23 protein-coding genes are annotated in these 22904 nt (G+C 70.6%); 15 read left to right on the top strand and 8 right to left on the bottom strand.

Annotation, left to right across the window (positions count from 1 at the left end; genetic code table 11):
* Window positions 1-4: 4 nt before the first annotated feature.
* On the top strand, window positions 5-235 hold the full coding sequence (locus AB0M80_RS32700) for a hypothetical protein (protein WP_364572658.1): 231 nt from the start codon (window positions 5-7) through the stop codon (window positions 233-235).
* Here AB0M80_RS32700 and AB0M80_RS32695 read toward each other — a convergent pair.
* From AB0M80_RS32695 to AB0M80_RS32685, 3 genes are all read right to left on the bottom strand, one after another.
* Complete coding sequence (locus tag AB0M80_RS32695) at window positions 232-1782, bottom strand: glycoside hydrolase family 13 protein (RefSeq protein ID WP_364572656.1); 1551 nt, start codon at window positions 1780-1782, stop codon at window positions 232-234. The genes AB0M80_RS32700 and AB0M80_RS32695 overlap by 4 nt on opposite strands.
* Window positions 1782-2183 carry a globin gene (locus AB0M80_RS32690; protein WP_364572654.1) on the bottom strand — a complete coding sequence of 134 codons (402 nt, stop codon included), beginning with the start codon at window positions 2181-2183 and terminating at the stop codon, window positions 1782-1784. The genes AB0M80_RS32695 and AB0M80_RS32690 overlap by 1 nt, the downstream gene beginning before the upstream one ends.
* 106 nt (window positions 2184-2289) lie before the next feature.
* On the bottom strand, window positions 2290-3279 hold the full coding sequence (locus tag AB0M80_RS32685) for a mechanosensitive ion channel family protein (RefSeq protein ID WP_364572652.1): 990 nt from the start codon (window positions 3277-3279) through the stop codon (window positions 2290-2292).
* 358 nt (window positions 3280-3637) lie between these two features.
* On the opposite strand from AB0M80_RS32685, the gene AB0M80_RS32680 reads away from it, so the two are divergent.
* Complete coding sequence (locus tag AB0M80_RS32680) at window positions 3638-4135, top strand: HNH endonuclease (RefSeq protein ID WP_364572650.1); 498 nt, start codon at window positions 3638-3640, stop codon at window positions 4133-4135.
* A gap of 124 nt (window positions 4136-4259) precedes the next feature.
* Here AB0M80_RS32680 and AB0M80_RS32675 read toward each other — a convergent pair whose 3' ends face one another.
* Window positions 4260-4631, bottom strand: coding sequence for a hypothetical protein (locus AB0M80_RS32675; RefSeq protein WP_364572648.1), 372 nt, complete (start codon window positions 4629-4631; stop codon window positions 4260-4262).
* A 287-nt stretch (window positions 4632-4918) separates the two neighbouring features.
* Here AB0M80_RS32675 and AB0M80_RS32670 point away from each other — a divergent pair, with 287 nt between their 5' ends.
* Together AB0M80_RS32670 and AB0M80_RS32665 are read left to right on the top strand one after the other, a co-directional pair.
* Window positions 4919-5173, top strand: coding sequence for a hypothetical protein (locus tag AB0M80_RS32670; protein ID WP_364572646.1), 255 nt, complete (start codon window positions 4919-4921; stop codon window positions 5171-5173).
* Window positions 5160-5648, top strand: a complete 489-nt coding sequence (locus AB0M80_RS32665) for a DUF5130 family protein (RefSeq protein ID WP_364572644.1) — start codon at window positions 5160-5162, stop codon at window positions 5646-5648. The genes AB0M80_RS32670 and AB0M80_RS32665 overlap by 14 nt, the downstream gene beginning before the upstream one ends.
* A 66-nt stretch (window positions 5649-5714) precedes the next feature.
* Here AB0M80_RS32665 and pepN read toward each other — a convergent pair whose 3' ends face one another.
* The gene (gene pepN / locus AB0M80_RS32660) at window positions 5715-8279 is read right to left on the bottom strand and encodes an aminopeptidase N (protein WP_364572877.1); all 2565 of its coding nucleotides are present in this window, start codon (window positions 8277-8279) and stop codon (window positions 5715-5717) included.
* A 153-nt stretch (window positions 8280-8432) separates the two neighbouring features.
* Between pepN and AB0M80_RS32655 the strand changes: the two genes are divergently transcribed.
* Complete coding sequence (locus tag AB0M80_RS32655; RefSeq protein WP_364572642.1) at window positions 8433-9053, top strand: DsbA family protein; 621 nt, start codon at window positions 8433-8435, stop codon at window positions 9051-9053.
* Here AB0M80_RS32655 and AB0M80_RS32650 read toward each other — a convergent pair.
* Entirely contained in the window at window positions 9050-9859 is an 810-nt protein-coding gene (locus tag AB0M80_RS32650; protein WP_364572640.1) for an MBL fold metallo-hydrolase, read from the bottom strand. The two genes, AB0M80_RS32655 and AB0M80_RS32650, sit on opposite strands and share 4 nt — an antisense overlap.
* Window positions 9856-10578, bottom strand: a complete 723-nt coding sequence (locus AB0M80_RS32645; RefSeq protein ID WP_364572638.1) for a 2-phosphosulfolactate phosphatase — start codon at window positions 10576-10578, stop codon at window positions 9856-9858. Before AB0M80_RS32645 ends, AB0M80_RS32650 begins: the two co-directional genes overlap by 4 nt.
* 45 nt (window positions 10579-10623) lie before the next feature.
* On the opposite strand from AB0M80_RS32645, the gene AB0M80_RS32640 reads away from it, so the two are divergent.
* Together AB0M80_RS32640 and AB0M80_RS32635 are read left to right on the top strand one after the other, a co-directional pair.
* Window positions 10624-11097 (top strand): ribose-5-phosphate isomerase, encoded by a 474-nt coding sequence (locus AB0M80_RS32640; RefSeq protein ID WP_364572636.1) that lies wholly within the window; start codon window positions 10624-10626, stop codon window positions 11095-11097.
* Window positions 11097-11906: a DNA-formamidopyrimidine glycosylase family protein gene (locus AB0M80_RS32635; protein ID WP_364572634.1), complete on the top strand. Its 810-nt coding sequence runs from the start codon at window positions 11097-11099 to the stop codon at window positions 11904-11906. The genes AB0M80_RS32640 and AB0M80_RS32635 overlap by 1 nt, the downstream gene beginning before the upstream one ends.
* Before the next feature lie 45 nt (window positions 11907-11951).
* On the opposite strand, the gene AB0M80_RS32630 is transcribed toward AB0M80_RS32635, so the two are convergent.
* Window positions 11952-12767, bottom strand: a complete 816-nt coding sequence (locus AB0M80_RS32630; RefSeq protein ID WP_364572632.1) for a hypothetical protein — start codon at window positions 12765-12767, stop codon at window positions 11952-11954.
* A gap of 163 nt (window positions 12768-12930) precedes the next feature.
* Between AB0M80_RS32630 and AB0M80_RS32625 the strand changes: the two genes are divergently transcribed.
* The 8 genes from AB0M80_RS32625 (at window position 12931) to AB0M80_RS32590 (ending at window position 22785) form a co-directional block, all read left to right on the top strand.
* Window positions 12931-13806: a TIGR03619 family F420-dependent LLM class oxidoreductase gene (locus AB0M80_RS32625; RefSeq protein WP_364572630.1), complete on the top strand. Its 876-nt coding sequence runs from the start codon at window positions 12931-12933 to the stop codon at window positions 13804-13806.
* A gap of 5 nt (window positions 13807-13811) precedes the next feature.
* Window positions 13812-14258 carry a nuclear transport factor 2 family protein gene (locus AB0M80_RS32620; RefSeq protein ID WP_364572628.1) on the top strand — a complete coding sequence of 149 codons (447 nt, stop codon included), beginning with the start codon at window positions 13812-13814 and terminating at the stop codon, window positions 14256-14258.
* 98 nt (window positions 14259-14356) lie between these two features.
* Entirely contained in the window at window positions 14357-14962 is a 606-nt protein-coding gene (locus AB0M80_RS32615) for a TetR/AcrR family transcriptional regulator (protein ID WP_364572626.1), read from the top strand.
* Between the two features lie 12 nt (window positions 14963-14974).
* The gene (locus AB0M80_RS32610) at window positions 14975-15463 is read left to right on the top strand and encodes a hypothetical protein (RefSeq protein WP_364572624.1); all 489 of its coding nucleotides are present in this window, start codon (window positions 14975-14977) and stop codon (window positions 15461-15463) included.
* 724 nt (window positions 15464-16187) lie between these two features.
* Window positions 16188-19052 (top strand): AAA family ATPase, encoded by a 2865-nt coding sequence (locus tag AB0M80_RS32605; RefSeq protein ID WP_364572622.1) that lies wholly within the window; start codon window positions 16188-16190, stop codon window positions 19050-19052.
* Window positions 19053-19331: 279 nt separating this feature from the next.
* Window positions 19332-20363 (top strand): GDP-mannose 4,6-dehydratase, encoded by a 1032-nt coding sequence (locus AB0M80_RS32600; protein WP_364572620.1) that lies wholly within the window; start codon window positions 19332-19334, stop codon window positions 20361-20363.
* On the top strand, window positions 20360-21718 hold the full coding sequence (locus tag AB0M80_RS32595; protein WP_364572618.1) for a glycosyltransferase: 1359 nt from the start codon (window positions 20360-20362) through the stop codon (window positions 21716-21718). The genes AB0M80_RS32600 and AB0M80_RS32595 overlap by 4 nt, the downstream gene beginning before the upstream one ends.
* A gap of 11 nt (window positions 21719-21729) precedes the next feature.
* Complete coding sequence (locus AB0M80_RS32590) at window positions 21730-22785, top strand: DegT/DnrJ/EryC1/StrS family aminotransferase (protein WP_364572616.1); 1056 nt, start codon at window positions 21730-21732, stop codon at window positions 22783-22785.
* The last annotated feature ends 119 nt before the right edge of the window (window positions 22786-22904 follow it).

Below are 22904 nucleotides of genomic sequence, written 5' to 3'. Positions count from 1 at the left end.
ACGGATGAGCGCGGACGAAGACCCGACCGCGGACTTCCTCGCCGGAGTCCGCGCGGAGGAAACGCCCTGGCGGCAGGACCGTCCGGCCGGGGAGCCGGCGCCGGAGCGCACCGAACGACCGTCGAAGTGGAACCGCGTGGCCCAGGCGGCTCCGTACGTCCAGGCCGCGGCGCTGGTGGCGTGGCTGGCGAGCGGCGCCTTCGACGACGGCTCGGGCTCGGGGAACTCGAGCTAGACCAGCCAGACGGCCGAATCCGCCGGGAGCTTCCCGTCCACCAGCGGGCTGCTCGCCAGCAGCACCTCACCCGGCGGCAGCGCGATCGGGCTCGCCGACGTGTTCAACGCGCACACGAGACCGCCGCCTTTCCGGCGGAACGCGAAACACCCCGCGGGCGCGCCGTACCACTCCAGTTCGTCGCCGCCGAACGCCGGATGCGTCTTCCGCAGCTCGATCGCCTGGCGGTACAGCGACAGCGTCGAGTCCGCGTCCTCGATCTGCTTCTCCACCGTCAGCCCGCCCCACTCCGCGGGCATCGGCAGCCACGTGCGCGGATTCCGCGAGAACCCGAACGGCGGCAGGTCGCCCTCCCACGGCAGCGGGACCCGGGAGACGTCCCGTCCGAACTCGGCGCCGCTCGTCTTCGCGCGCGGGTCGGCCATCGCCGAGACCGGCAGGTCCACGTTGGCCAGGCCCAGCTCTTCGCCGTTGTACAGGTACACCGCGCCGGGCAACGCCAGCTCGACCAGCGCCATCGCCCGCGCGCGGCGCACCCCCACCGCACCGCCGCCGTAGCGGCTGACCTGCCGCCAGACGTCGTGGTTGCCCAGCGTCCACGTCGCCGGGGCGCCCGTGCGGGCCGGCACCGTCAGGGAGCGTTCGATGGCCGTCCGCATGGCGTCGGCGTCGAAGTGGGTCAGCACCAGCCGGAAGTTGAACGCCAGGTGCAGCTCGTCGGGCCGCAGGTAGCGCGACAGCCGCTCTTCGTCGGTCACCCAGATCTCGCCGACCGCCATCGCGTCCGGGAACTCGTCGAGCACCTTGCGGATCATCTGGTGGATTTCGTGGACGCTGTCGTGGTCCCACCGCGGGTCGTAGTAGTGGCTCGGCCCCAGCGGGTCCGCGCGCGGGTCCATGTCCGGCAGGCCGGGCGGTTTGGCCATGCCGTGCGCGACGTCGATGCGGAAGCCGTCGACGCCGCGTTCGAGCCAGAACCGCAGCGTCCGCTCCAGGTCGGCGGCGACCTCCGGGTTGGTCCAGTTCAGGTCCGGCTGCTGCGGCGCGAACAGGTGCAGGTACCACTGCCCGTCCGGCACCCGGGTCCAGGCGGGGCCGCCGAACGCGCTGACCCAGTTGTTCGGCGGGTCCTCGCCCTTCGGGCCGACGCCGTCGCGGAAGATGTAGCGGTCGCGTTCCGGGCTGCCCGGCGCGGCCGCCATCGCCGACTTGAACCAGGCGTGCTGGTTGCTGGTGTGGTTGGGGACCACGTCGACGGTGACCTTGATGTTGCGCTTGTGCGCCTCGGTGAGCAGCACGTCGAAGTCGCCGAGGGTGCCGAACATCGGATCGACGTCACGGGGGTCGGCGATGTCGTAGCCGTGGTCGGCCATCGGGGAGCGGTAGAACGGCGTCAGCCACAGCGCGTCGACGCCCAGCAGCTCCAGGTAACCGAGCCGGGAGTGGATGCCCTCCAGGTCCCCGACGCCGTCACCGTCCGAGTCGGCGAACGAGCGTACGTAGACCTGGTAGAAGACGGCGTCCTGCCACCAGGCTCGCTCACCCATCAGACGAAGCTGTTCATCATGCTGTGCGCGGCCATCTCCAGGTAGGCCCAGAGCCGGCCGCGGTACGGCTCTTCGAGGTTCTCCTCGTCGACCGCGATCCGGATGCAGCGCAGCCAGGCGTCCCGCTCCATCGGCCCGATCTTGAACGGCCCGTGCCGCATCCGCAGCCGCGGGTGCCCGCGCTGGTCGGAGTAGGTGTGCGGGCCGCCCCAGTACTGGATGAGGAACAGCCGGAAGCGCTCCTCGGCCGGACCGAGGTCCTCTTCGGGGTAGAGGGGACGGAGGATCTCGTCCCGCGCGACCTCCTCGTAGAACCGCCCGACGATCCGGCGGAACGTCGGTTCGCCGCCGATCGCTTCGTAGAGGTTCGCCGGTTCGCTCACTGCAGACACGCCTTCCATTTTGCCCTTGGGGTGCGGGTTCGCGACGCCCGGTCCTGCTCGTGCCGGATCGTCGCAAATCCGTTTCCCAGCGTAACCGCGCCCGGTCGGACGCCCAGGTGACGCGCTACTTCTTCTCGACCGCCGGCGCCGCGTGCGGGAACAGCCGGCCGAGTGGCGGCTCGAAGCCCGCCTCTTCCAGTGCCGCCAGCAGTTGGGCGCGCAGGGCGCGCTGCACGGCCCACTGCTTGCCCGGCCGCACCTTCACCGTCAGGCGCAGCTGGATGCCCTCCGGTGTGACGCTTTCCACACCCAGCATCTCCGGCGGCTCGAGGATGTTGTCCTTCAGCGCGTCACTCTCGGTGGCCGTGGACGCCGCGGCCGAGAGCACCGCCGTCGCGCGCTCGACGTCGGTCGTGTAGCCGAGCGGGACGTCGACGAGCGCCACCGCGAAGCCCTGGCTCGAGTTGCCGACGCGCAGCACCTCGCCGTTGCGCACGTACCAGACCGTGCCCTTGACGTCACGCAGCGTCGTGATCCGGAGCCCGACGGACTCGACCGTGCCGGACGCCTCGCCGACGTCCACGACGTCGCCGACGCCGTACTGGTCCTCGACCATCATGAAGATCCCGGACAGGAAGTCCTTGACCAGGTTCTGTGCGCCGAACCCGATCGCGACGCCGATGATGCCCGCCGAGGCGATGATCGGCCCGAGGTTGATGCCCAGTTCGCCCAGCACGAGGATGAACGCCAAGCCGTAGATCAGGAACGTGGCCAGCGACTTCAGCACCGAGCCGATGGTCTTCGCGCGCTGATGCCGCCGTTCGATGACGGCGGAGCCGAGGACCTCCGGAGCGCGCTCGCGCAGCGGGCGCAGCATCGACGGCAGCTTGCCGCCCGCCTTGGGCAGGGTCGTCACCCGGTTGATCAGCCGTCTCACGAGCAGCCGCACGACGGACGCGATCACGATGATCATCAGGATCTTGACCGGCTTGGTGATCAGCCAGTTCGCCGAGCCCGCCAGCCACTCGTTGTGCGTGACGTCGTACACCTGGTGACAGAAGGTGCTGAAGTCGTCGATGCACGGTGTCTTGGCGGAGGTGAGCAGGGGGAGCACGGGGGTTCGTTCATCCTTCCGGTCGGGTCGGGCACCCCAACGCCGAGTGGATGTTGGGTCGCGCGGATGTGACACGTCGTGTAACACACGTGCGCTGGGGGCCCGTTCTGTGGTCGACTATGCCTACGCCCCTGGAGGTGGTCGAGTGCCAGACCGACAACCCAGCCCCCGCGGCGCCTCCGGCCGAGCCACGGCCGACGAGGTGCCAGAGGTGGTTCTGCGTGCCTACCCGGGGGGTTCCGCATCCGGCGGAGCCGTCCCGGCCGGGCCGGGGACCCGCCCAGGGGGAGTGACCCGCCCGCCCGGACAGCGTAGTAGAGGCCGGGATCCGGCCGCCCCGGCCTGGGGCCGACGCCGGGTGCTCCTGCTCAACGCCACTTTCGAGCCGTTGACCGCGTTGCCGCTCCGGCGCGCGGTCGTGCTCGTGATGTGCGGCAAGGCCGAAGTGGTGCACGGTGACCCCGGCGGCACCGAACTGCATTCGGCGAAGGTGTCGCTGCCGGTGCCCTCGGTGATCCGTCTCAGCACGTACGTGCGCGTACCGTACCGCGCGAAGGTACCGCTCACCCGCGCCGGGCTGATGCACCGCGACCGGTACCGCTGCGCCTACTGCGGAGGGCGGGCCGAGACGATCGACCACGTCGTCCCGCGCAGCCGGGGCGGGCCCCACGCCTGGACCAACTGCGTCGCCTGCTGCGCCAAGTGCAACCACCGCAAGGCGGACCGGCTGCTCTCGGAGATCGGCTGGCGGCTGCGCGTCGTCCCGCGGGCCCCGCACGGCCCGCACTGGCGGCTGCTCGCGCACTCCAAGGAGGCCGACCCGCTCTGGCGGCCGTACCTGGGCTCCGCCGCCTAGCTCTTCGGGGTTTCCGGGTGGCGAAGCGCCCCCGGACAAGCCGGCGCCCCGGCTGCCTTGCGGCGGCCGGGGCGAGCCGGGTGCTTGCGCGTCTTCAGGTGGTGCGCGGCCCTGGAGGAAGGGGTCAGGCGGCGAGCGCGTAGTCGCTCTGGCAGGTGACGCGGGTGCCCATGGTGACGCGAGTGCCGCGGGTGACCCGCGTGCCACGCGTGACGCGGGTGCCGCAGGTGACGCGGGTGCCGGCCGTCACACGCGTGCCCATCGTGACTCGAGTGCCCCGCGTGACACGGGTCCCTCGCGTGACCCGCGTGCCCGCCGTCACCCGGGTGCCCATGGTGACGCGGGTTCCCGCCGTCACGCGTGTACCGCGAGTGACGCGTGTACCCCGCGTAACCCTTGTGCCCGCCGTCACCCGCGTTCCGGGGACGAATTCGATGTCGCTCGGTGACGAGAAGGTCTCGGTGATCGCCTGTGCGGACGTCTGGATGCTGTTCATGGCGGGGCCTCCTGGGACCGGTGCGTTACCTGCTGGGGCTGAGGCGCGGGGCGCAAGGCCCGTACAGGTGAAAAAGCTACGAGGATTTCAAGGCCCCGACAAGACGACAGCGGCGGGTGCGGCCGCCTGTACGTTGAGTTGCAACCTTTCGGCCCGACGGTCTTCGCCCCAACGTTCCAGTGCCCGCGAGCCAAGCGGCGGACGGCGCTCGCCTTACGACGAACGGTCGAGTGCGCCGCGCGCGGTGCCTTCGGTGTCTTCGGAGGTCATCCGATACGCTCAGCGCCGTGAACGTTGTCGAGACGATCGTGGTCTTCGCCGTGATCCCGCTGGCCATTTACGGCCTCGCCGGGCTGCTGACGCTCCGGCGCAGGTCCGGCGGTGCCCCGCGGCACCGGTCCGGCCAGGCCTGGGAGTACCCGGCCATGTGGTGGAGCGCCAACCCCGAAGGGGTCGGTGCCGGGCACCGGCACGCCGGCGCCGAGAACAGCGCGCCCGAGGGCGCCCCGACCGCGGCAGGAGGCGCTCGTGGCAACTGGTGAGCTGACGAAGCGCGTCGACGAGTCCGAGCTGGGCTACGGCGAGGCGCTGACGAACAGCGGCCGCGTGTCGGCCGCGAAGATGTACGAGCCGGCCGCGCCGTCGGGCCCGTTCAACACCCGCCAGCTGGCCCGCCTCGACGAGGCGCTGACGTTCGCGAGCCGCGAGACCGGCCTGGACTTCAGCCTGTACCTCGGCGAACTGGGCGAGGACAGCCGGACGGCGGCGGAGAAGCTGCACGCGACGACGGCGGACCCGTCGAACTCGGTCCTGATCGCGGTCTCGCCCGGCGAGCGCAAGATCGAGATCGTCACGGGCCGGGCGGCGTACCTGCGCCTGCCCGACCGCGGCGCCAAGCTGGCGGTGGCGAGCATGGTGGCGTCGTTCAAGGAGGGCGACCTGGTCCGCGGACTGGTCAACGGCCTGGTGAACGCGCTGCGCATGCTGTCCGACCAGGCGGGCCCCGCGCCCCGCTGACCCAGCCACCCGAAAGGGCCCCGCACCTGTTCGAGGTGCGGGGCCCTTTCGCGTCCGGCGCTCGGGTCAGGACTGGGCGTCGAAGTCCCGGGCCGCCAAAGCCCGCACGATCCCCGCCCGGCCCTCCGACACCAGCCGGCGCAGGGCCTGCTGGTGGTCGCCGGCCAGCCACTCGTCGGACGCCGTGACCGTCTCCGGGGCCACCGCCCACGACGGGTACAGCCCGATCGCGATCGGCTGCGCGCGCTCGCTCGACCGCCGCTGCCACACCTCGTCGATCACCTCGAAGTACTTGGCGACGTACGAGCCGAGCAGGGCCTTCTGGCCCGGGTGCGAGAAGCCCGAGATCAGCGAGTCGCTGACCGCGTTGGGCAGCTCGTCGTCGTAGACCGCGCGCTGCCACGCGTCGGCCTTGGCCTCCGCCGTCGGACGCAGCGCACGGGCGCGCTCGGCCTGTCGGCGGCCCGTGGCCGTGTTGTCGCGGGCCAGCTCCGCGTCGATCTCCGCTTCGGCCGCCTTGCCGTGCGCGACCAGCGCGTGCAGCAGCCGCCAGCGCAGGTCGGTGTCCACGGTCAGGCCCTCCAGTGGCGCCGAGCCGTCCAGCCAGCCGGTGACGACACCCAACGACGCTTCGTCGAGCACCGACCCGGCCAGGGAGTTCACGAACGCCAGCTGGTGGTCCGAGCCCGGCTCGGCGCCCCGGACCAGCTCCAGCAGCCGCGTGGTGAACGCCGGCCAGCCCGTCGAGGCCGCCCACTCCTGCTCCGCGTAGGAATTCAGCGCGGTCTGGGCCTGCAGCAGCAGCCGCTGGACGACGCCGACCTCGGTTTCGGTGTGGATGCCCCGCTGGACCAGCGTGACGAAGTCGCGGGCCTTCAGCTCGGCCTCGCGGGTCATCTCCCACGCCGCCGACCAGCACAGCGTCCGCGGCAGCGGCTCGGTGATGTCGGCGATGCGGTCGATCAGGGTCGTCAGCGACGCCGGGTCGAGCCGCATCGTGCAGTAGGTCAGGTCGTCGTCGTTGACGAGCACGAGCTTGCCCGCGGGCTGCCCGACCAGGTCCGGCACCTCGGTGCGCTCGCCGTCGACGTCGAGCTCGACTCGGTGCTTCCGGACGATCTTGCCGCCGTCCTCGTCGTAGACGCCGACGGCGACGCGGTGGGTGCGCAGCTCACCGGCGCCCGGCTTCGCGCCGGACTGCACGACGGCGAACGACGTGAACTTGCCGTCCGCGCCGACCTCGTAGCGCGGGCTCAGCGAGTTCAGCCCGGTGGTCTCCAGCCACTGCGCGCTCCACCACGACAGGTCGCGCCCGGACGCCTCCTCCAGCGCGCCCAGCAGGTCGGCCAGCGTCGCGTTGCCCCAGGCGTGCTTGCCGAAGTACACCTTCAGGCCGTCGAGGAAGTGGTCGAGCCCCACGTAGGCGACGAGCTGCTTGAGCACGCTCGCGCCCTTGGCGTAGGTGATGCCGTCGAAGTTCACCTCGACCGCGTGCAGGTCGACGATGTCGGCGGCGATCGGGTGCGTCGAGGGCAGCTGGTCCTGCCGGTAGGCCCACGACTTCTCGATGTTGGCGAAGCTGGTCCACGCGTTCTTGTACTCGGTGGCCTCGGCCTGGGCCAGGACGCTCGCGAAGGTCGCGAACGACTCGTTCAGCCACAGGTCGTCCCACCAGCGCATGGTGACCAGGTCGCCGAACCACATGTGCGCCATCTCGTGCAGCAGCGTCTCGGCGCGCCGCTCGTAGGCGTAGCGGGTGACGCGGCTGCGGAAGACGTAGTCCTCCAGGAACGTCACCGCGCCGGCGTTCTCCATCGCGCCCGCGTTGAACTCCGGCACGAACAGCTGGTCGTACTTGGAGAACGGGTAGGGCGTGCCGAAGTTCCGGTGGTAGAAGCCGAAGCCCTGCTTCGTCTCGGTGAACAGCCGGTCGGCGTCCATGTGCTCGGCCAGCGACGCGCGGCAGTAGATGCCGAGCGGGATGGTCTTGTGGTCGTCGGTGTACTCGTCACGCCATTCGGCGTACGGGCCGGCGATCAGCGCGACGAGGTAGGTCGAGATCCGCTCGGACTCCTTGAACACCGTGCGGACGGCGCCTTCCGGCGTCTCCTCGGCGGACTCGACGACGGCGTTGGAGATGACCTTCCAGTCCTTCGGCGCGACGACGGTCAGCCGGTAGACCGACTTCAGGTCGGGCTGGTCGAAGCAGGCGAACATGCGCTTGGCGTCCGCCGTCTCGAACTGGGTGTACAGGTAGACGCCGTCGTCGACCGGGTCGACGAACCGGTGCAGGCCTTCGCCGGTGTTCATGTACCGGCAGTCGGCGGTCACCGTGAGCTCGTTGGACTCGGCCAGCCCGGCCAGCGCGATGCCCTTGTCCTCGACGTACGCGCTGACGTCGACGTCCGCGCCGTTCAGGGTGGCCGAGTGCACGCGATCGGCGACGAGGTCGACCCACGTCGATTCGCCGGCCCGGGCGCTGGAGAACCGGACGGTCGTCGTCGACGCGAAGGTCTTCTCCCCGGGACCGCCGTGGCCGTCGGTCAGATCGAGCTCGATGTCGTAACCGGTGACGTCGAGCAGATCCGCGCGCAGCTTGGCTTGGTCGCGGGTCAGGTTGGGGGCGGGCACAGGCACCTCTGGTCGTTGGTATCGGTTTTCAACTCCTCGCATCCAATCATGGGGACGGGGTGGCGGGCGATAAGGGAACAACCCCGCGTTTCCCGGTGTTGGCCCGTCGTGTGGGGGTCCGCCCACACCGAGACGTGACTCAGGAGTGCCCGAATGACCGCTGCCGAGCAGCCCACGAAGGTCGATTTCTACTTCGACCCGATCTGCCCGTTCGCGTGGATCACCTCCCGCTGGATCCTGGAGGTGGAGAAGCACCGGAACCTGGACCTGCACTTCCGGATCATGAGCCTTTCGGTGCTCAACGACGGCCGGGACGAGCTGCCCGAGCAGTACAAGGAGCTGCTGGCGAAGGGCTGGGGCCCGGTGCGGGTGGCCGTGGCGCTGTCGCAGCTCAAGGGCGAAGAGGTGCTGCGGGAGTACTACACCGAGTTCGGCACCCGCTACCACAACCAGGGCGTCAAGGACTACGACGCGGTCATCAAGGACGCGCTGGCGGCGATCGGCGCGCCGGCCGAGCTGGCCGAGGCCGCGCACTCGACGGAGTACGACGAGGCGCTGAAGAAGAGCCACCACGAGGGCATGGACCCGGTCGGCCAGGACGTCGGCACCCCGACGATCCACATCGACGGCGTGGCGTTCTTCGGTCCGGTCCTGAGCTCCATCCCGCGCGGCGAAGACGCGCTGAAGGTGTTCGACGGCGCGGTGGCGCTGGCGAGCTACCCGGACTTCTTCGAGCTCAAGCGCACCCGGTCGGGTGAGCTCAACTTCGACTAGGGGGTCGCGAGGGCGGCCGAGGTGACGTCGGCGGGGTAGCGGGAGGCTGCCACGGCGGCCACCTCGGTCGTCTCGCCGCGGCCGAGGCCCGCTTTGAGCGTGATCAGCTCGTGCAGGCCGTCGCGGTGGTAGCGGACGAACGCCGCGTCGACCGGGTCGCCGTGGCCGGGCACGACCACCCCGGGCTCCAGCGCGAGGATCGCGTCGAGCGCGTCCGGCCAGGCGGTGAGGTCGGTTTCGTCGCTGAACGAGGACGCGGTGAACCCGCTCTCGGCGTGCTCGACGACGTCACCGGCGAACACGACCGCCGCGTCCGGGACGTGCACCACGACGTCGTGGCCGGTGTGCGCGCGGCCCGGGTGCAGCAGGACCGCCGTCCGGCCGCCCAGGTCCAGCTCGACGCGGCCGGTGAACGTGTGGTCGGGGGCCGTGATGGTCGTGCGCGAAATCGCCTCGGCGATCTCGGGCTTGCCTTCGCCGCGGTAGTGGGCCATCCACGCGGTGCGGGCGGCCTCGACGTCCCCGGCCAGCTCGGCCGCGCAGAGCTCGTGCGCCCAGATCTCGCAGGGCAGGAACGCCTCGGTGCCCCAGGTGTGGTCGAAGTGCGCGTGCGTGTAGACGACGGCCCACGGCAGCGTCGTGATCTCCCGGACCGCAGCGGCCAGCTCGGCGCCCTGCTCGACGTCGCCCCGGGTGTCGACGACCAGGCAGCGCTCGGTGCCCACGACCAGCCCCACGGTCAGGTCGAGCTCCTCGTAGCGGCGGGCGTGCACGCCGTCGGCGACCTCGATCCAGCGCCCGGTCATGCCAGTACTCCTTCGGTCAGGACGGGAGCAGCGTCGCTCACGTCGGTTTGCGCGGCCAGTGCGACGTCGCCGCCGTGGCCGGCTTCGATCAGCTCGCGCCCGGAGACGCAGTCCGGCAGCGCCGTGACGTCGACGGACCGCACGGCGAGAGCGGCTTCGGCGGACATCGAAAGACCGTATCCGGCCAGTGCTGCGGCGATCGCCCCGGCGCCCACCTGGTCCTCGACGCACGGCCGCAGCGGCCCGAAGGCGTCACCGTCGCCGAAGATGTCCACGCCCCAGCGTTCCCCGGCCGCGATCAACCCGATCGGACCACCCAGCTCGTGGGCCTTCGCGGCGACCGCCGAGGCGTTGCGCAGGCAGTCCGCGAGGACCCGGGCGCCGGTCGTCGCGGCCGCTTCGCACAGGGTCGCGCCGTTGGGCGAGGGGAGCGCGAGCAAGGTCCCCGGAGGGATGTCCGTCACAGAAGACGGCCGCAGGGTGAATTCACCCTCGCCCGCGATGACCGCGCCGGCTGCCCGAGCCCGCGCCACGCCGCGTTCGTCGCGCCACCGCACCGGCAGCACCCGGCCGCCGCGGCCGACCACGAGATCCGTGGTGGTGCTGAAGGAAAGCACGTCGACGACCACCAGGACCGCGCATTCGCGCCCGAGCGCGGCCACACCTTCGCCACCCCAGTCGAGCCGCACGTCGCTGCCGGTCTGCTCCCAGATCCCCACCCCCGGAGCATGCCCGAAACCGGCCGTGGTGGCAGACTCCCAGCCGTGCGCGTCTACTTGGGATCCGACCACGCCGGTTTCGAGCTGAAGAACCACCTGGTGGCTCACCTGCAGAAGCAGGGCCACGAGGTCACCGACATCGGGCCGCACGTCTACGACGCGGCCGACGACTACCCGGCGTTCTGCGTCGAGACGGCGTTGCGCGTGGTGGCCGACGAGGGTAGCCGCGGCATCGTCGTCGGCGGCTCCGGCAACGGCGAGCAGATCGCCGCGAACAAGGTCCCCGGCGCCCGCGCCGGCCTGGCCTGGAGCGTCGAGACCGCCAAGCTGTGCCGGGAGCACAACCACGCCCAGCTGATCGGTGTCGGCGCCCGGATGCACACCGCCGAGGAGGCCGTCGAGATCGTCGAGGCGTTCCTGGCGACCGAGGTCTCGCCCGAGGAGCGGCACGCCCGCCGCGTCCAGCAGCTGCTCGACTACGAGCGCACCGGGACCCCGCCGGCGTTGCCGGAGGCCTGATGCCCGAGGGGCACACGCTCCACCGGCTCGCGCGGCTGCACAAGCGCCGGTTCGCCGGCGCCCCGGTCGCGGTGAGCAGCCCCCAGGGCCGGTTCGCCGCCGAAGCGTCCCGTTTGGACGGTCAGGTGTTCGTCGGCGCCGAGGCGCACGGCAAGCACCTGTTCCACGACTACGGTCCGCACGGCGTCGTGCACATCCACCTCGGGCTCTACGGCACCTTCGGCGAATCCCCGCTGCCCGCGCCGGAACCGGTGGGCCAGGTCCGGCTGCGGCTGGCCGGCCGGACACATTGGACGGACCTGCGCGGGCCCACCCGCTGCGAGCTGCTGGCTCCGGACCAGGCCGACGCGATCAAAGCCCGGCTCGGTCCCGACCCGCTGCGCCGCGACGCGAAGCCCGACCTGGCCTGGGCGAAGATTTCGCGGTCCAGGACGTCGATCGCGGCGCTGCTGATGGACCAGGCGGTGCTCGCGGGCGTCGGCAACGTGTACCGCGCGGAGGTGCTGTTCCGCCACGGCGTCGCGCCGCTCACGCCCGGGCGGGCGCTGGATCGCGCGCTGTGGGAAGCCATCTGGGCGGATCTGGTGACCTTGATGCGCGTCGGCGTCCGCGTCGGCCGCATCGACACCGTCCGCCCGGAGCACCTGCCGGAGGTGATGGGCCGCGCGGCCCGGGTGGACCGCCACGGCGGCGAGGTCTACGTCTACCGCCGCGCCGGCGAGCCGTGCCTGGTGTGCGGGACACCGGTGGCGCACTCGGAACTGGTCGGCCGCAACCTCTACTGGTGCCCCACCTGCCAGCCCGCTTGAAAACGCCGTGAGCGGCCCGTTCGTCCGAACGAGCCGCTCATCGGGTCAGAAGTCGAAGCCGCCCCCGTCGAAGCCTCCGCCGTCGAACCCGCCACCGTCGAAGCCGCCGCCACCCCAGTCGCCGCCGGCGTCGCCACCCATGTCTCCGCCGCCATCGCCGCCCATGTCGCCACCGTCGCCGCCCGTGTCACCGGACTCGAGCGCGTCCTGCTGGCCCGCGTCGTAGCCGGACTCCCAGGCCGAGGCGCTCGCGATGCCGCCCATACCGGAGAACATCGCGCTGAACAGGAACATCGACCCGATGCCCCAGGCGCCGGCGACGAGCGCGGGCTTCCACCACGGCTCGCTGTACCAGCCCTGCGGCACCGGACGGCCCGCGACGCGGCCGCCGGGGTAGTAGTACGGCGTGTCCTGGCCGGCGTCGGGGGAAGCGGCGTAGTGCTGGCCCTCGACGTCGACGTCGCGGCGCTCGGTGACCTTGCCGGCGCGCTCGCGCTCGGCCTCCTCCGGCAGCTGCGGGCCGGGGTCCATGCCCATCGCGGTGCGCGCGGCGCGGACGTAGTAGAGGCCCTCGATGGCGGTCTCCTTGACCAGCCGGGCCTGCTCGATCGTGCGCGCCTGCTCCATCTGCGAGCCGGCCGCGTTGTAGCGCTCGGCGGCGTCGGCCATCGCCTGCTGCGACGCGGTGTCCGTGCCGTTGATGTTGAGGACCTGGCCGCCGAGCCGCTCGAGGAGGCGCCGGGCGTCGGCCTTGGCGTCGTCGAGCTCCCGCTGCCGGGCCGCGGCGCGCTGCCGCGAGAAATAGAGGCCGCCACCGACGATCACGACGACGAGCACGATCAGGAAGATCGCGGTGCCCATGGACCACTCCCAGAAGTTCGCGCACTCGGTGACCGGTGGTCACCTCTGATCCGGACAACGCGGACGCTACGCGATGGGTTCCCGGTGTTCGATCGGGCCCAGCGTGATCAGGCCCACCGCCGGACCTGGCCGAAGAAACTAGAACACGTTATAGTTCGATCCCATGAAGTTCACCCTGTCGATCGCGATGAACCCCCTCGATCAGCTGGGCGAGCTCGCCCGGGCCGCCGAAGAAGCCGGCTTCGCCTCCATTGCCCTGCCCGACTCGCTCTTCTACGCCGAAACGGTGGACACGGACTACCCGTACACCCCCGACGGCAGCCGGTTCTGGACCGCGGAGACCCCCTGGGTGGACCCGCTCGTCGCGACCGCGTCGATGGGCGCGGTCACCAGCCGGATCCGCTTCTACACCTCCGTGCTCAAGCTCGGCTCGCGCAACCCGGTGCTGCTGGCCCGCCAGGTGGGCTCGGCGGCGGTGCTCACCGGCGGCCGGTTCGGCCTGGGCCTGGGCGTCGGCTGGCTGCCGCAGGAGTTCGAATACTGCGGCGTGCCGTTCGAGCGGCGCGGCAAGCGCGTCGACGAAGCCATCGACGTGCTGCGGCTGATCCTCGACGGCGGCATGGTCGAGTACCACGGGGAGTTCTACGACTTCGACAAGATCCAGATGAGCCCGGCGCCGCCCAGCCGGGTGCCGTTCTACATCGGCGGCCACACCGAAGTCGCGCTGAAGCGCGCCGCGCGGGTCGCCGACGGCTGGTCGTCGGCGATGATGAAGCTGGACGAACTGCGCGACACCATCGCCCGGCTCAAGGAGCTGCTGGCCGAGCAGGGCCGCGCCGATGTCCCGTTCGAGTACCAGGCGGTCTGCATCGACCGGTTCGGCCTCGACGGCTACCGGGAGCAGGCCGAAGCCGGCGTCACCGACGTCATCACCATGCCGTGGGTGTTCGACGGCGTCGGGTTCGACGCGCCGGTCGGGCCGAAGCTCGAAGCGATCCGCAAGTTCGGGGCCGAGATCATCGCGAAGTTCGAGGAGTGACTCCCATGGGCGTGCAGGTCAGCTGGGACACGGCGGCGGAGCAGCCGCCGGCACGGCGCGCGGCGTTCGCGTCGATGACCGCGGTGACGGCGGGGGACAAGGAGGCCTGGCTCGCGCTGTTCGCCGCGGACGCCGTCGTCGAGGACCCGGTGGGCCCGTCGATGTTCGACGCGGAGGGCAAGGGCCACCACGGCCGCGAGGGCATCGGCGCGTTCTGGGACATGACGATCGCCAACGTCGAGCGCTTCGAATTCACCATCCGCGACTCCCACGCGGGGGGCGACGAGGTGGCCAACGTCGGGACGATCACGACGTTCCTGCCGGGCGGCTACCGCGTCGACACCGACGGGGTGTTCGTCTACCGCGTCGGCGAGGACGGGCTGATCAGGTCGGTGCGGGCGTTCTGGGAGACCGACCGCGCGATGGCTACCGCGCGGCAGGTGGAGGGCTAGCTCCGGCCGCGCCGGAAGATCGACACATACCGCAACCGTCCCGTTGCGGAAAGAGCGCATTCTGGCGATTGTTTGCTCGATCGTGCTACTTTTTGCTCATGCAAGCAAAAACGTTCACCGAGAACGCCCGCCGGGCGCAGATCGTCCGTGCGGCGATCGAGACCATCGGTGAACTGGGGTATGCGAAGGCTTCGTTCGGGCAGATCGCGAAACGTGCCGGGCTGAGCAGCACCGGCATGATCTCCTACCACTTCGACGGCAAGGCGGACCTGATCGCCGAAGTCGTCAGGGACGTGCTGGCCACGAGCCTCGCCTACATGCGGGAGCGGATCGACGCGGCGGGTGGACCGGCGGCGGAGCTGCGGGCCTACATCGAGTCGAACCTGGCGTTCATCGCCGAGCACCCGGTCGAACTCACCGCGCTGCTCGAGAGCCTGCGGCACGGCGGCGGCGGCGCCGGCGGCGCGGTCACCGCGGGCAACGACGACTGGTACCACGGCGCCGTCGACATCCTGGAAACCTGCCTGCGCGAGGGGCAGCGCACCGGCGACTTCGGCCGGTTCGACCCGCGCGTCATGGCGATCACCGTCCGCCAGGCGATCGACGGCATCCACACCGAACTGATCCGGCGTCCCGACACCGATGTCGACGCCTACGCGGCCGAACTGGTCGCCATTGTCGAACGTGCCACCGCGCACGACTGAACTGGGGAAACCATGGCCACTGCGAACACCTCCGGCCGCGTCCTGCGGCCGGTCATCGCCCTGCTCTACCTGAACCTGCTGATCAGCATCGCGTTCGCGGTGCTCACCTTCCTGCACAAGGACGGCATCCTCGACTACCAGGTGCTGCACTGGGAGTCGACCGGCCAGGCCGACCCGGCCGACCGGGCGGGGACGCGGTCGTCCCTGGAGAGCGTGCTGTGGATCCGCCCGGTCTCCGTGCTGGTCATCGCGATCATCTACGTCCGGCTGGCCGGGCGGCTCAAGCTCGGCCGCCGCCGCACCTACGTCCGGCTGATGGTGATCACGGTCCTCGGCCTGGCGGGCCTGGTGTACCTCGTCGTCGCCGCCGAGTTCCCGGACTGGATGCGGGCGGGTCAGGCCGGGCAGGCGCTGGTGCTGCTCGTGCTGTTCCTGCTGCTGTGCACCAAGAGTGTGCGCGGGTACTTCTCGAAGCAAGGCCGGGTTCCGCAGAACGTGTGACAGCCGGGTGGCCGCGTCCGGTTCGCGGCGCGGCCACCCGACTTGAATTCAGTTCACATTCTGTTTCCCGGGTTTTATTCCACGGTGCAGGAAAAGACCGGAATGCGTCCGTGTTCCCGGGACGTAAACGTTACCCGACGGCCGGACGACCGCACCTCGCTCACTCGAATGCCCGAGCGCGGGAGCGGCGGCTCCGGCCGTGGGTGGAGAACCGGGTTTGCGCTGCTTTCGCCACCCTGTCCGGCACTGGTGCGCCCCTGGGTGGAACGCGACCAACCGGACATTTGGACCTGGGTGAACCCCCTTCGTGGCTCGTTGCGGCACGTAGGGGCAGGTGGTAGCTTCTGATCGTTATCTCCTTGCGGTGAACCGGACGATCGGGGCAGTAATCGTCCAAGCGGGAACCGCGAGGATCTGGGGTCTGGGGAAAGGTTGTCCGATGCACGTTTACCGCGGTCCTTCATAAGGGACGCCGAATAACACTTCGACGCCGGCTCGTGCGCGAGTCGTCGGGACTTTGTCGTCACCGGGCGCCCGTTGGGGAGTGGTGTGCCCGGTTGATCGACCGTGAAGCATTGCGTGTGACGGGCTTTTGTTCGCCGCGCACGCGGCTGTGCTGGTGATTCACGGGAAACCCGCGTTCGGCCCGTCTGGGGCGGCCGCAACGCGGGGCGTGGATCAATCGAATCCAACACGCAACGAATTCCTGGGGGAAGTTCCCGCCATGCTCATCGAACGTGATTTCGAAACGGCGACGCTGAGTCAGATGCTCGCCGACACCCACTCCGGCGCCGGCGGTGTCGGCCTGATCCTCGGCCCGGTCGCCAGCGGCAAGACCGCGCTGCTGGAGGCCTTCGGCCGGCAGGCCGCGGGCACCGGCGCGGTCGTGCTGTCCGCTTCCGGCGCCCGGTCGGAAACCGCCGTCGGGCTCGGCGTCGTTTCGCAGCTGGTCCACACACCGGGCGTCCGGGCGGACATCGCGGACCAGGTTTCGGCGTACGTGGAGGACGCCGAGGCTGATGCGACCCTGCTGGACAGCCGGTTCCTGCACCGCCTCTCCAGCGCGGTGATCAGCTGGTCGGCCGAAAGCCCGCTGGTGATCTGCGTCGACGACGCCCACCACGCCGATCCCGCGTCGCTGCAGTTCCTGCAGCACATGGCCCGGCGCATCCGGCCGGCCCACGTGCTCGTGCTGCTCGCCGAACGGGCGGATCCGGGCGAACGGCGCCCGGTGCGCCACGTCGACCTGATGCGGCGTCCGCACTGCCGCCAGCTGCGCCTGGCCCCGCTGTCCCGCAACGGCGTCGGCGTCCTGCTGGCCGGCAAGCTCGACGAGGGCAAGGCCCGCGCACTGGCCGCGGAGTGCTTCGCGGTCAGCGGCGGTAACCCGCTGCTGGCCACCGCGCTGGTGCAGGACACCCGGGCCGCCGGCACGGGCCAGGTCGTGGCCGGGCCGGCCTACCGGCACGCGGTGCTCAGCTGCCTGCACTCCAGCGAGCCGCGGGCGCTCGAGCTCGCCCGGGCGCTCGCCGTCCTCGGCGACGACGAGCAGTCGCAGATCTCCCTGGCCGGCGGCATGGTCTCCTTCGCGCCGGCCACCACCGAGCCGGTGCGCCGGGCACTGGAGTCGGCCGGTGTCCTCGACGGCCACCGGTTCCGGCACGCCGAAGCCCGGGTCGCGGTGCTCGACGAGCTCGACCCCGGCATCCGGTCCGCCCTGCACGGCCAGGCCGCCCGCCTGCTGTTCGACCAGGGGGCCCGGCCGACCGCCATCGCCACCCACGTCGTGGCGGGGAACCTGGACGAGCCGTGGACCGAGCACCTGCTGTCCGAGGCGTCGGAGGCGGCGCTGCTCGAGGACGACGTCGAGCTGGCCCGCGCCTGCATCGCGATGGCCGGCCGCTGCTGCACCGACGACCGCGACCGGGCGATCGCCAAGGCCTCACTGGCCGACATCGAATGGCGGACCACCCCCGCGAAGGCGATGCGCCGGCTGCCGGAGCTGGTGCACGCGACCCGTGCCGGGCACCTGACGGGTGTCCGGGTCGTCGGCATCTTCGAGTTCCTGCTCTGGTTCGGCCGGGTCGACGAGGCCGTGGAGATCGCGCACGCGTTCGGCGACCTCGTCGACAGCCGGGACCGCCGCACCCGCGGCGAGCTGCTGACGCTCGGCTCGTGGCTGGCCAGTTCGGTGCCGGGGATGCGGCACCTGGTGGAGCCGATGCTCGCCACGATCACCGGCGACCCGCAGTCGTCGCAGTTCGGGCTCGCGGTGAACTCGCAGCTGAAGGCGATCGACGCGCTGACCAGCGCGGTCCGCGAAGGCCCGTCCGAGGCCGCCGTGCTCGACGCCGAGCAGGTGCTGGAAGGCACCCGGATGACCGACATCACCCTGCGGCACCTGGTTTTCGCGGCGACGGTGCTGATCTACGCCGAACGCCTCGACAAGGCCGCCACCTGGTCCGAGCACCTGATGGCGCAGGCCGCCGGCCGCCCGGCCCCGACCTGGCAGGCCTCGCTGGCGGAACTGCGCGCGGAGGTCGCCCTCCGGCAGGGCGACCTGCCGCTCGCGGCCCGCAACGCGAAGGTCGCGCTGACGAAGATGACCCCGGAGGCGTGGGGCATCGGGGTGGGCGCGCCGCTGGCCACCCTGCTGGCCGCGTTGACCGAGATGGGCCGGTTCGACGAGGCGGCGGAGCTGCTCAACCAGCCGGTGCCCGACGCGCTCGGCGAAACCCGGTTCGGCCTGCACTACCTGCACGCGCGGGGCCACTACTACCTCGCGACGGGCCGGCTGCCGACTGCGCTGAACGATTTCCTGGCCTGCGGGGACCAGATGGCCCGCTGGGAGCTGGACCAGCCGTCGCTGGTGCCGTGGCGCTCCAGCGCCGCGGAGGTCTACCTGAAGCTGGGCGACCGCGAGAAGGCCCGGGAGCTGGCCGAGGAGCAGGCGGCGAAGCTGGGCCCGGACTGCGGTGACCGCACCCGCGGCATCACGCTGCGGACGCTGGCGCTCGTGGCCGACCCGGCGCGGCGGCCGGAGCTGATGCAGGAGGCGGTGGACGTGCTCGAGAAGTCCGGCGCCAAGCTGGAGCTGGCCCGGACGCTGGCCGAGCTCAGCCGGGCCTGCCAGGCGAGCGGAGACGCCGTCACCGCGCGCACGGCGGACCGGGACGCCCGGGTGCTGGCCAAGGAGTGCGGGGCGGAGCTGCTGCGGAAGACCTTCCTGGACGGCGGCGGGGAGGACACCGTGGTGGTCTCCCTGCGCGGCGCGGTCGCGCCCGCCGACGTCAAGCTGCTGACCGACGCCGAACAACGGGTCGGCTGGCTCGCCGCGCGGGGGCACACCAACCGGGAGATCGCCAGCCGGCTGTACATCACCGTCAGCACGGTGGAACAGCACCTGACGCGGGTGTACCGGAAGCTCAGCGTCAGCCGGCGCCGCGACCTGGCGTCGGAACCGCAGCTGCGGGTGCCGGAACAGCAGGAGCGCCTGCCGGGCATGGCCCGGCCGCCGGTGGCGGTCAACCACCGGGCGCCGGCGCCTCCGGTGCGCCGTCCACTGAGGCCGGTACCGCCGGCTCGCTGACACCGGATGTGAAGGAGCCGGGACCCCCTGCGGGTCCCGGCTCCTTTCGCTTTGCCGGAGCCCCTAGGCGCGCCCCTAGGTTTCCCCGCCGGGCCACTGACTTGGCGCCGGATTCATTGACAAAGAACCGGCGTCCCGCGAGCGTGGACGTCGTTGCCGGGCACCGCATTCGGCGCCCACAGCGCGATTTTCGCGGCGGCAGGGTTGATCGGAGCTGCTCGCAAGGCGGCCGGACGACGCCACGGCGGGAGCTGCACTCGTGGCAAGGAAGGCACATTCATGGCGAAGCGTGCGTTGATCACCGGTATCACCGGGCAGGACGGGTCGTACCTGGCCGAACACCTGCTGGCCGAGGGCTACCAGGTGTGGGGCCTGGTCCGCGGCCAGGCGAATCCGCGCAAGTCGCGGATCAGCAAGCTGGCCTCCGCTCTCCACTTCGTGGAGGGAGATCTGATGGACCAGGTCAGTCTCGTGTCCGCGGTGGACTTCGTGCAGCCGGACGAGGTCTACAACCTGGCGGCCATCTCGTTCGTGCCGATGTCGTGGCAGCAGCCCGAGCTCACCACCGAGGTGAACGGCATGGGCGTGCTGCGGGTGCTGGAAGCGGTCCGGATGGTGTGCGGCCTCGACAAGTCCCGGCCGACCGGCGGCGGCGGGATCCGGTTCTACCAGGCGTCGTCGTCGGAGATGTACGGCAAGGTCGCCGAAACCCCGCAGAACGAGCAGACCATCTTCCACCCGCGCAGCCCCTACGGGGTCGCGAAGACCTACGGGCACTTCATCACCAAGAACTACCGCGAGTCCTTCGGCATGTTCGGGGTCTCCGGGATCCTGTTCAACCACGAGTCGCCGCGCCGCGGCGCCGAGTTCGTCACCCGCAAGATCACCATGGCGGTGGCGGAGATCAAGCTCGGCCTGCGCGACAAGCTCTACCTCGGCAACCTCGACGCGGTGCGCGACTGGGGCTTCGCCGGCGACTACGTCCGCGCGATGCACCTGATGCTGCAGCAGGACACGGCGACCGACTACGTGGTCGGCACCGGCCGGATGCACTCGGTCCGCGACGCCGTCCGGATCGCCTTCGAGGCGGTGGACCTGAACTGGCGCGACTACGTCGTCGTCGACCCGGCCCTGGTCCGGCCCGCGGAGGTCGAGACCCTCTGCGCCGACCCGGGAAAGGCCCGCGCCGAGCTCGGCTGGAAGCAGTCGGTCGACTTCGAGGAACTCATGCGCATGATGGTCGAGGCCGACCTGCGGAAGGCGTCGAACGAACACAAGTACAGCGAGCTGATGCTCGCCGGGAGCTGGTGACCGCCGTGGGTGGCATCCTGTTCGCCTCGATCGCCGACGCCGGCATGATCAACCCGTTGCTCGTCATCGCCGGGGAACTCGCCCGCCGTGGCGTGCCGGACCTGTCCTTCGCGTCCACTGAGGACCGCCGCGCCGACGTCGAGGCGATCTCCGCCGACAACCCGGTCCGGTTCGTCTCGTTCGGGGAACGGCTCGAACGTCCGCCCGGCGAGTGGAACCCGGACCTCTACGCCGCGGCGACGCGGCCCGCGAAGCCCGGCAGCCTCACCGCGCGGCCGCAGAACGTGCTCGCCTACCTGAGCGGGGTCACCGACGCCGGGATCATGGTGACGATGTACGAGCGGGCGCTGGCCGTCGTCGACGAGGTGCAGCCGGCGCTGATGGTCATCGACTCCTCCAGCGTCTACCCGACCGACGCGGCGATCGCCCGGAACATCCCGTACGTCTACAGCGTGCCGATCTCGGTGAGCGAGGTCTTCGCCGACCGCCTGCCGCTGAGCTACCCGAGCCCGAACACCGGGCTGCCGCGTGAGCTGAGCCCGCGTCAGAAGCTCGCGAACCTCGGGTTCCGGCTGCGGCTGCTGCTCGGCATGCTGACCGAGGTGCCGGCGGTCCAGTTCACCAAGGCCCGCAAGGAAGCCGGGATCCTGAACGCCACCGCGGGCCAGTCCGGCTACGCCGACCGCGCCCAGGCGATCCTGGCCTATTCGGTGTTCGGCATGGAGTACCCGTTCGACGCGGCGCCGTCGCACCTGCGGATGGTCGGCCCGGTCGTGCCACCGCTGCCGGAGGCGGTGGAGCCGGACCCGGCGCTGTCGGCCTGGCTGGACGAGCACGAGTCGGTCGTGTACCTGGCGTTCGGCACCCACATGCGGCTGACGGCACCGCAGGTCGCGGCGATCGCCGAAGCGGCACGCCGGATCGGGCCGGAGCACCACGTGCTGTGGAAGCTGCCGAAGGCCCAGCGCGTCCACCTGCCGGCGGACCTCCCGCCGAACGTGCGGCTCGAACACTGGGTCCCGTCGCAGTTCGACGTCCTGGCCCACCCGCACGTGCGCGTCTACTACAACCACGGCGGCGGCAACAGCGCGTACGAAGGCATCTACTTCGGCAAGCCGGGGCTCGTGCAGCCGTTCTGGATGGACTGCCACGACCACGCGGCGCGGGTGCTCGACAGCGGCTGCGGGCTGGTGCTGTCGTACGAGGAAACGATCTCCGCGGACGCCGTCGTCGCCAAGCTGCGCCGGGTGCTGGAGGAGAAGGAGTTCACCGCGCGCGCCGAGGAATGGGCGGACCGCTTCCGTTCGGCGGGTGGCGCCGGCGCCGCTGCCGACGCCGTGCTGGCCGCACTCTGAAGGGAAACGGCATGTCCGTCAAGTATCCGGTGTCGCAGCCGTACCTGAACGGCGACGAGCTGGCCAACGTCACCGACGCCGTCACGAGCGGCTGGATCTCTTCGCAGGGACCGTACGTGTCCCGGTTCGAGTCGGCCTTCGCGTCCTACAACGGAGTCGCCCACGGGGTGGCGTGTTCGTCCGGCACGACGGCGCTGACGCTCGCGTTGCGGGCGCTGGGGATCGGGCCGGGGGACGAGGTGATCGTCCCGGAGTTCACGATGATCGCATCGGCGTGGGCGGTCACGTACACGGGCGCGACCCCGGTGTTCGTCGACTGCGCGGACGATCTGAACATCGACGTGTCGCTCATCGAGCCGAAGATCACCCCGCGCACCAAGGCGATCATGCCGGTGCACATCTACGGACGCCGTTGTGACATGGACGCCATCATGGAACTGGCGTACGAGTACAACCTGTGCGTGGTGGAGGATTCCGCCGAGGCGCACGGCGTCCGGCCGGTCGGGGACATCGCGTGCTTTTCGCTGTTCGCCAACAAGATCATCGCCTCGGGCGAGGGCGGAATTTGTTTGACGGACGACGCGCGGCTCGCTTCGCAGATGAAGCACCTGCGGGGGATGGCGTTCAATCGCGATCACACATTCCTGCACAAGAAGATCGGCTACAACTTCCGCATGACGAACCTGCAGGCCGCGGTGGCCACGGCGCAGGTGGCTCAGCTGGATTCGATCTTGGATCTGCGTGCTTCGATCGAGGCTCGCTATGACGCTGGGTTGCGGGACGTCCCTGGTGTCACGCTCATGCCCGCCCGGGATGTGCTGTGGATGTACGACATCCGGTGTTCGCGTCGCGACGAGTTGCGCGAATTCCTGGCGTCGGAGGGGATCGAGACCCGGGTGTTCTTCAAGCCGATGAGCCGGCAGCCGATGTACCTCGATCCGGTTTGGCCGTCCCTGAAGGCCAACCGGTTCGCCGAGGACGGGTTGTACCTGCCGACGTATACGTCGTTGACCGAGGCCGATCAGGAGTACATCACTTCTCGGGTGCGGAAGTTCTACGGGTGCTGAGGGGTTCAGGGTTTCGCCTGATCGGTAACTGTTCAGGCCGTTTTCGGGCTGTGAGCGGGCTTGTGGGATGATCTTGTTGTGGGGGAAGGTGTTCGTCCGTCGTATGACGAGCTGGCCGC

Origin of the sequence: Amycolatopsis sp. NPDC051045 (assembly GCF_040682955.1) — a bacterium.
In the GTDB taxonomy this organism is placed as follows: Bacteria; Actinomycetota; Actinomycetes; order Mycobacteriales; family Pseudonocardiaceae; genus Amycolatopsis.
The sequence above is the reverse complement of the archived record's forward strand: the minus strand, read 5'-3'. Positions and strand labels throughout refer to the sequence as shown.

Bases quoted from the DNA above. Each gene is read 5' to 3' on its own strand.
- AB0M80_RS32675 (WP_364572648.1), bottom strand. From the start codon at position 4,631: ATGAACAGCATCCAGACGTCCGCACAGGCGATCACCGAGACCTTCTCG.
- AB0M80_RS32605 (WP_364572622.1), top strand. From the start codon at position 16,188: ATGCTCATCGAACGTGATTTCGAAACGGCGACGCTGAGTCAGATGCTC.
- AB0M80_RS32700 (WP_364572658.1), top strand. From the start codon at position 5: ATGAGCGCGGACGAAGACCCGACCGCGGACTTCCTCGCCGGAGTCCGC.
- AB0M80_RS32615 (WP_364572626.1), top strand. From the start codon at position 14,357: ATGCAAGCAAAAACGTTCACCGAGAACGCCCGCCGGGCGCAGATCGTC.
- AB0M80_RS32630 (WP_364572632.1), bottom strand. From the start codon at position 12,767: ATGGGCACCGCGATCTTCCTGATCGTGCTCGTCGTCGTGATCGTCGGT.
- AB0M80_RS32635 (WP_364572634.1), top strand. From the start codon at position 11,097: ATGCCCGAGGGGCACACGCTCCACCGGCTCGCGCGGCTGCACAAGCGC.
- AB0M80_RS32655 (WP_364572642.1), top strand. From the start codon at position 8,433: ATGACCGCTGCCGAGCAGCCCACGAAGGTCGATTTCTACTTCGACCCG.
- AB0M80_RS32590 (WP_364572616.1), top strand. From the start codon at position 21,730: ATGTCCGTCAAGTATCCGGTGTCGCAGCCGTACCTGAACGGCGACGAG.
- AB0M80_RS32600 (WP_364572620.1), top strand. From the start codon at position 19,332: ATGGCGAAGCGTGCGTTGATCACCGGTATCACCGGGCAGGACGGGTCG.
- AB0M80_RS32650 (WP_364572640.1), bottom strand. From the start codon at position 9,859: ATGACCGGGCGCTGGATCGAGGTCGCCGACGGCGTGCACGCCCGCCGC.
- AB0M80_RS32610 (WP_364572624.1), top strand. From the start codon at position 14,975: ATGGCCACTGCGAACACCTCCGGCCGCGTCCTGCGGCCGGTCATCGCC.
- AB0M80_RS32620 (WP_364572628.1), top strand. From the start codon at position 13,812: ATGGGCGTGCAGGTCAGCTGGGACACGGCGGCGGAGCAGCCGCCGGCA.
- AB0M80_RS32695 (WP_364572656.1), bottom strand. From the start codon at position 1,782: ATGGGTGAGCGAGCCTGGTGGCAGGACGCCGTCTTCTACCAGGTCTAC.
- AB0M80_RS32625 (WP_364572630.1), top strand. From the start codon at position 12,931: ATGAAGTTCACCCTGTCGATCGCGATGAACCCCCTCGATCAGCTGGGC.
- AB0M80_RS32690 (WP_364572654.1), bottom strand. From the start codon at position 2,183: ATGGAAGGCGTGTCTGCAGTGAGCGAACCGGCGAACCTCTACGAAGCG.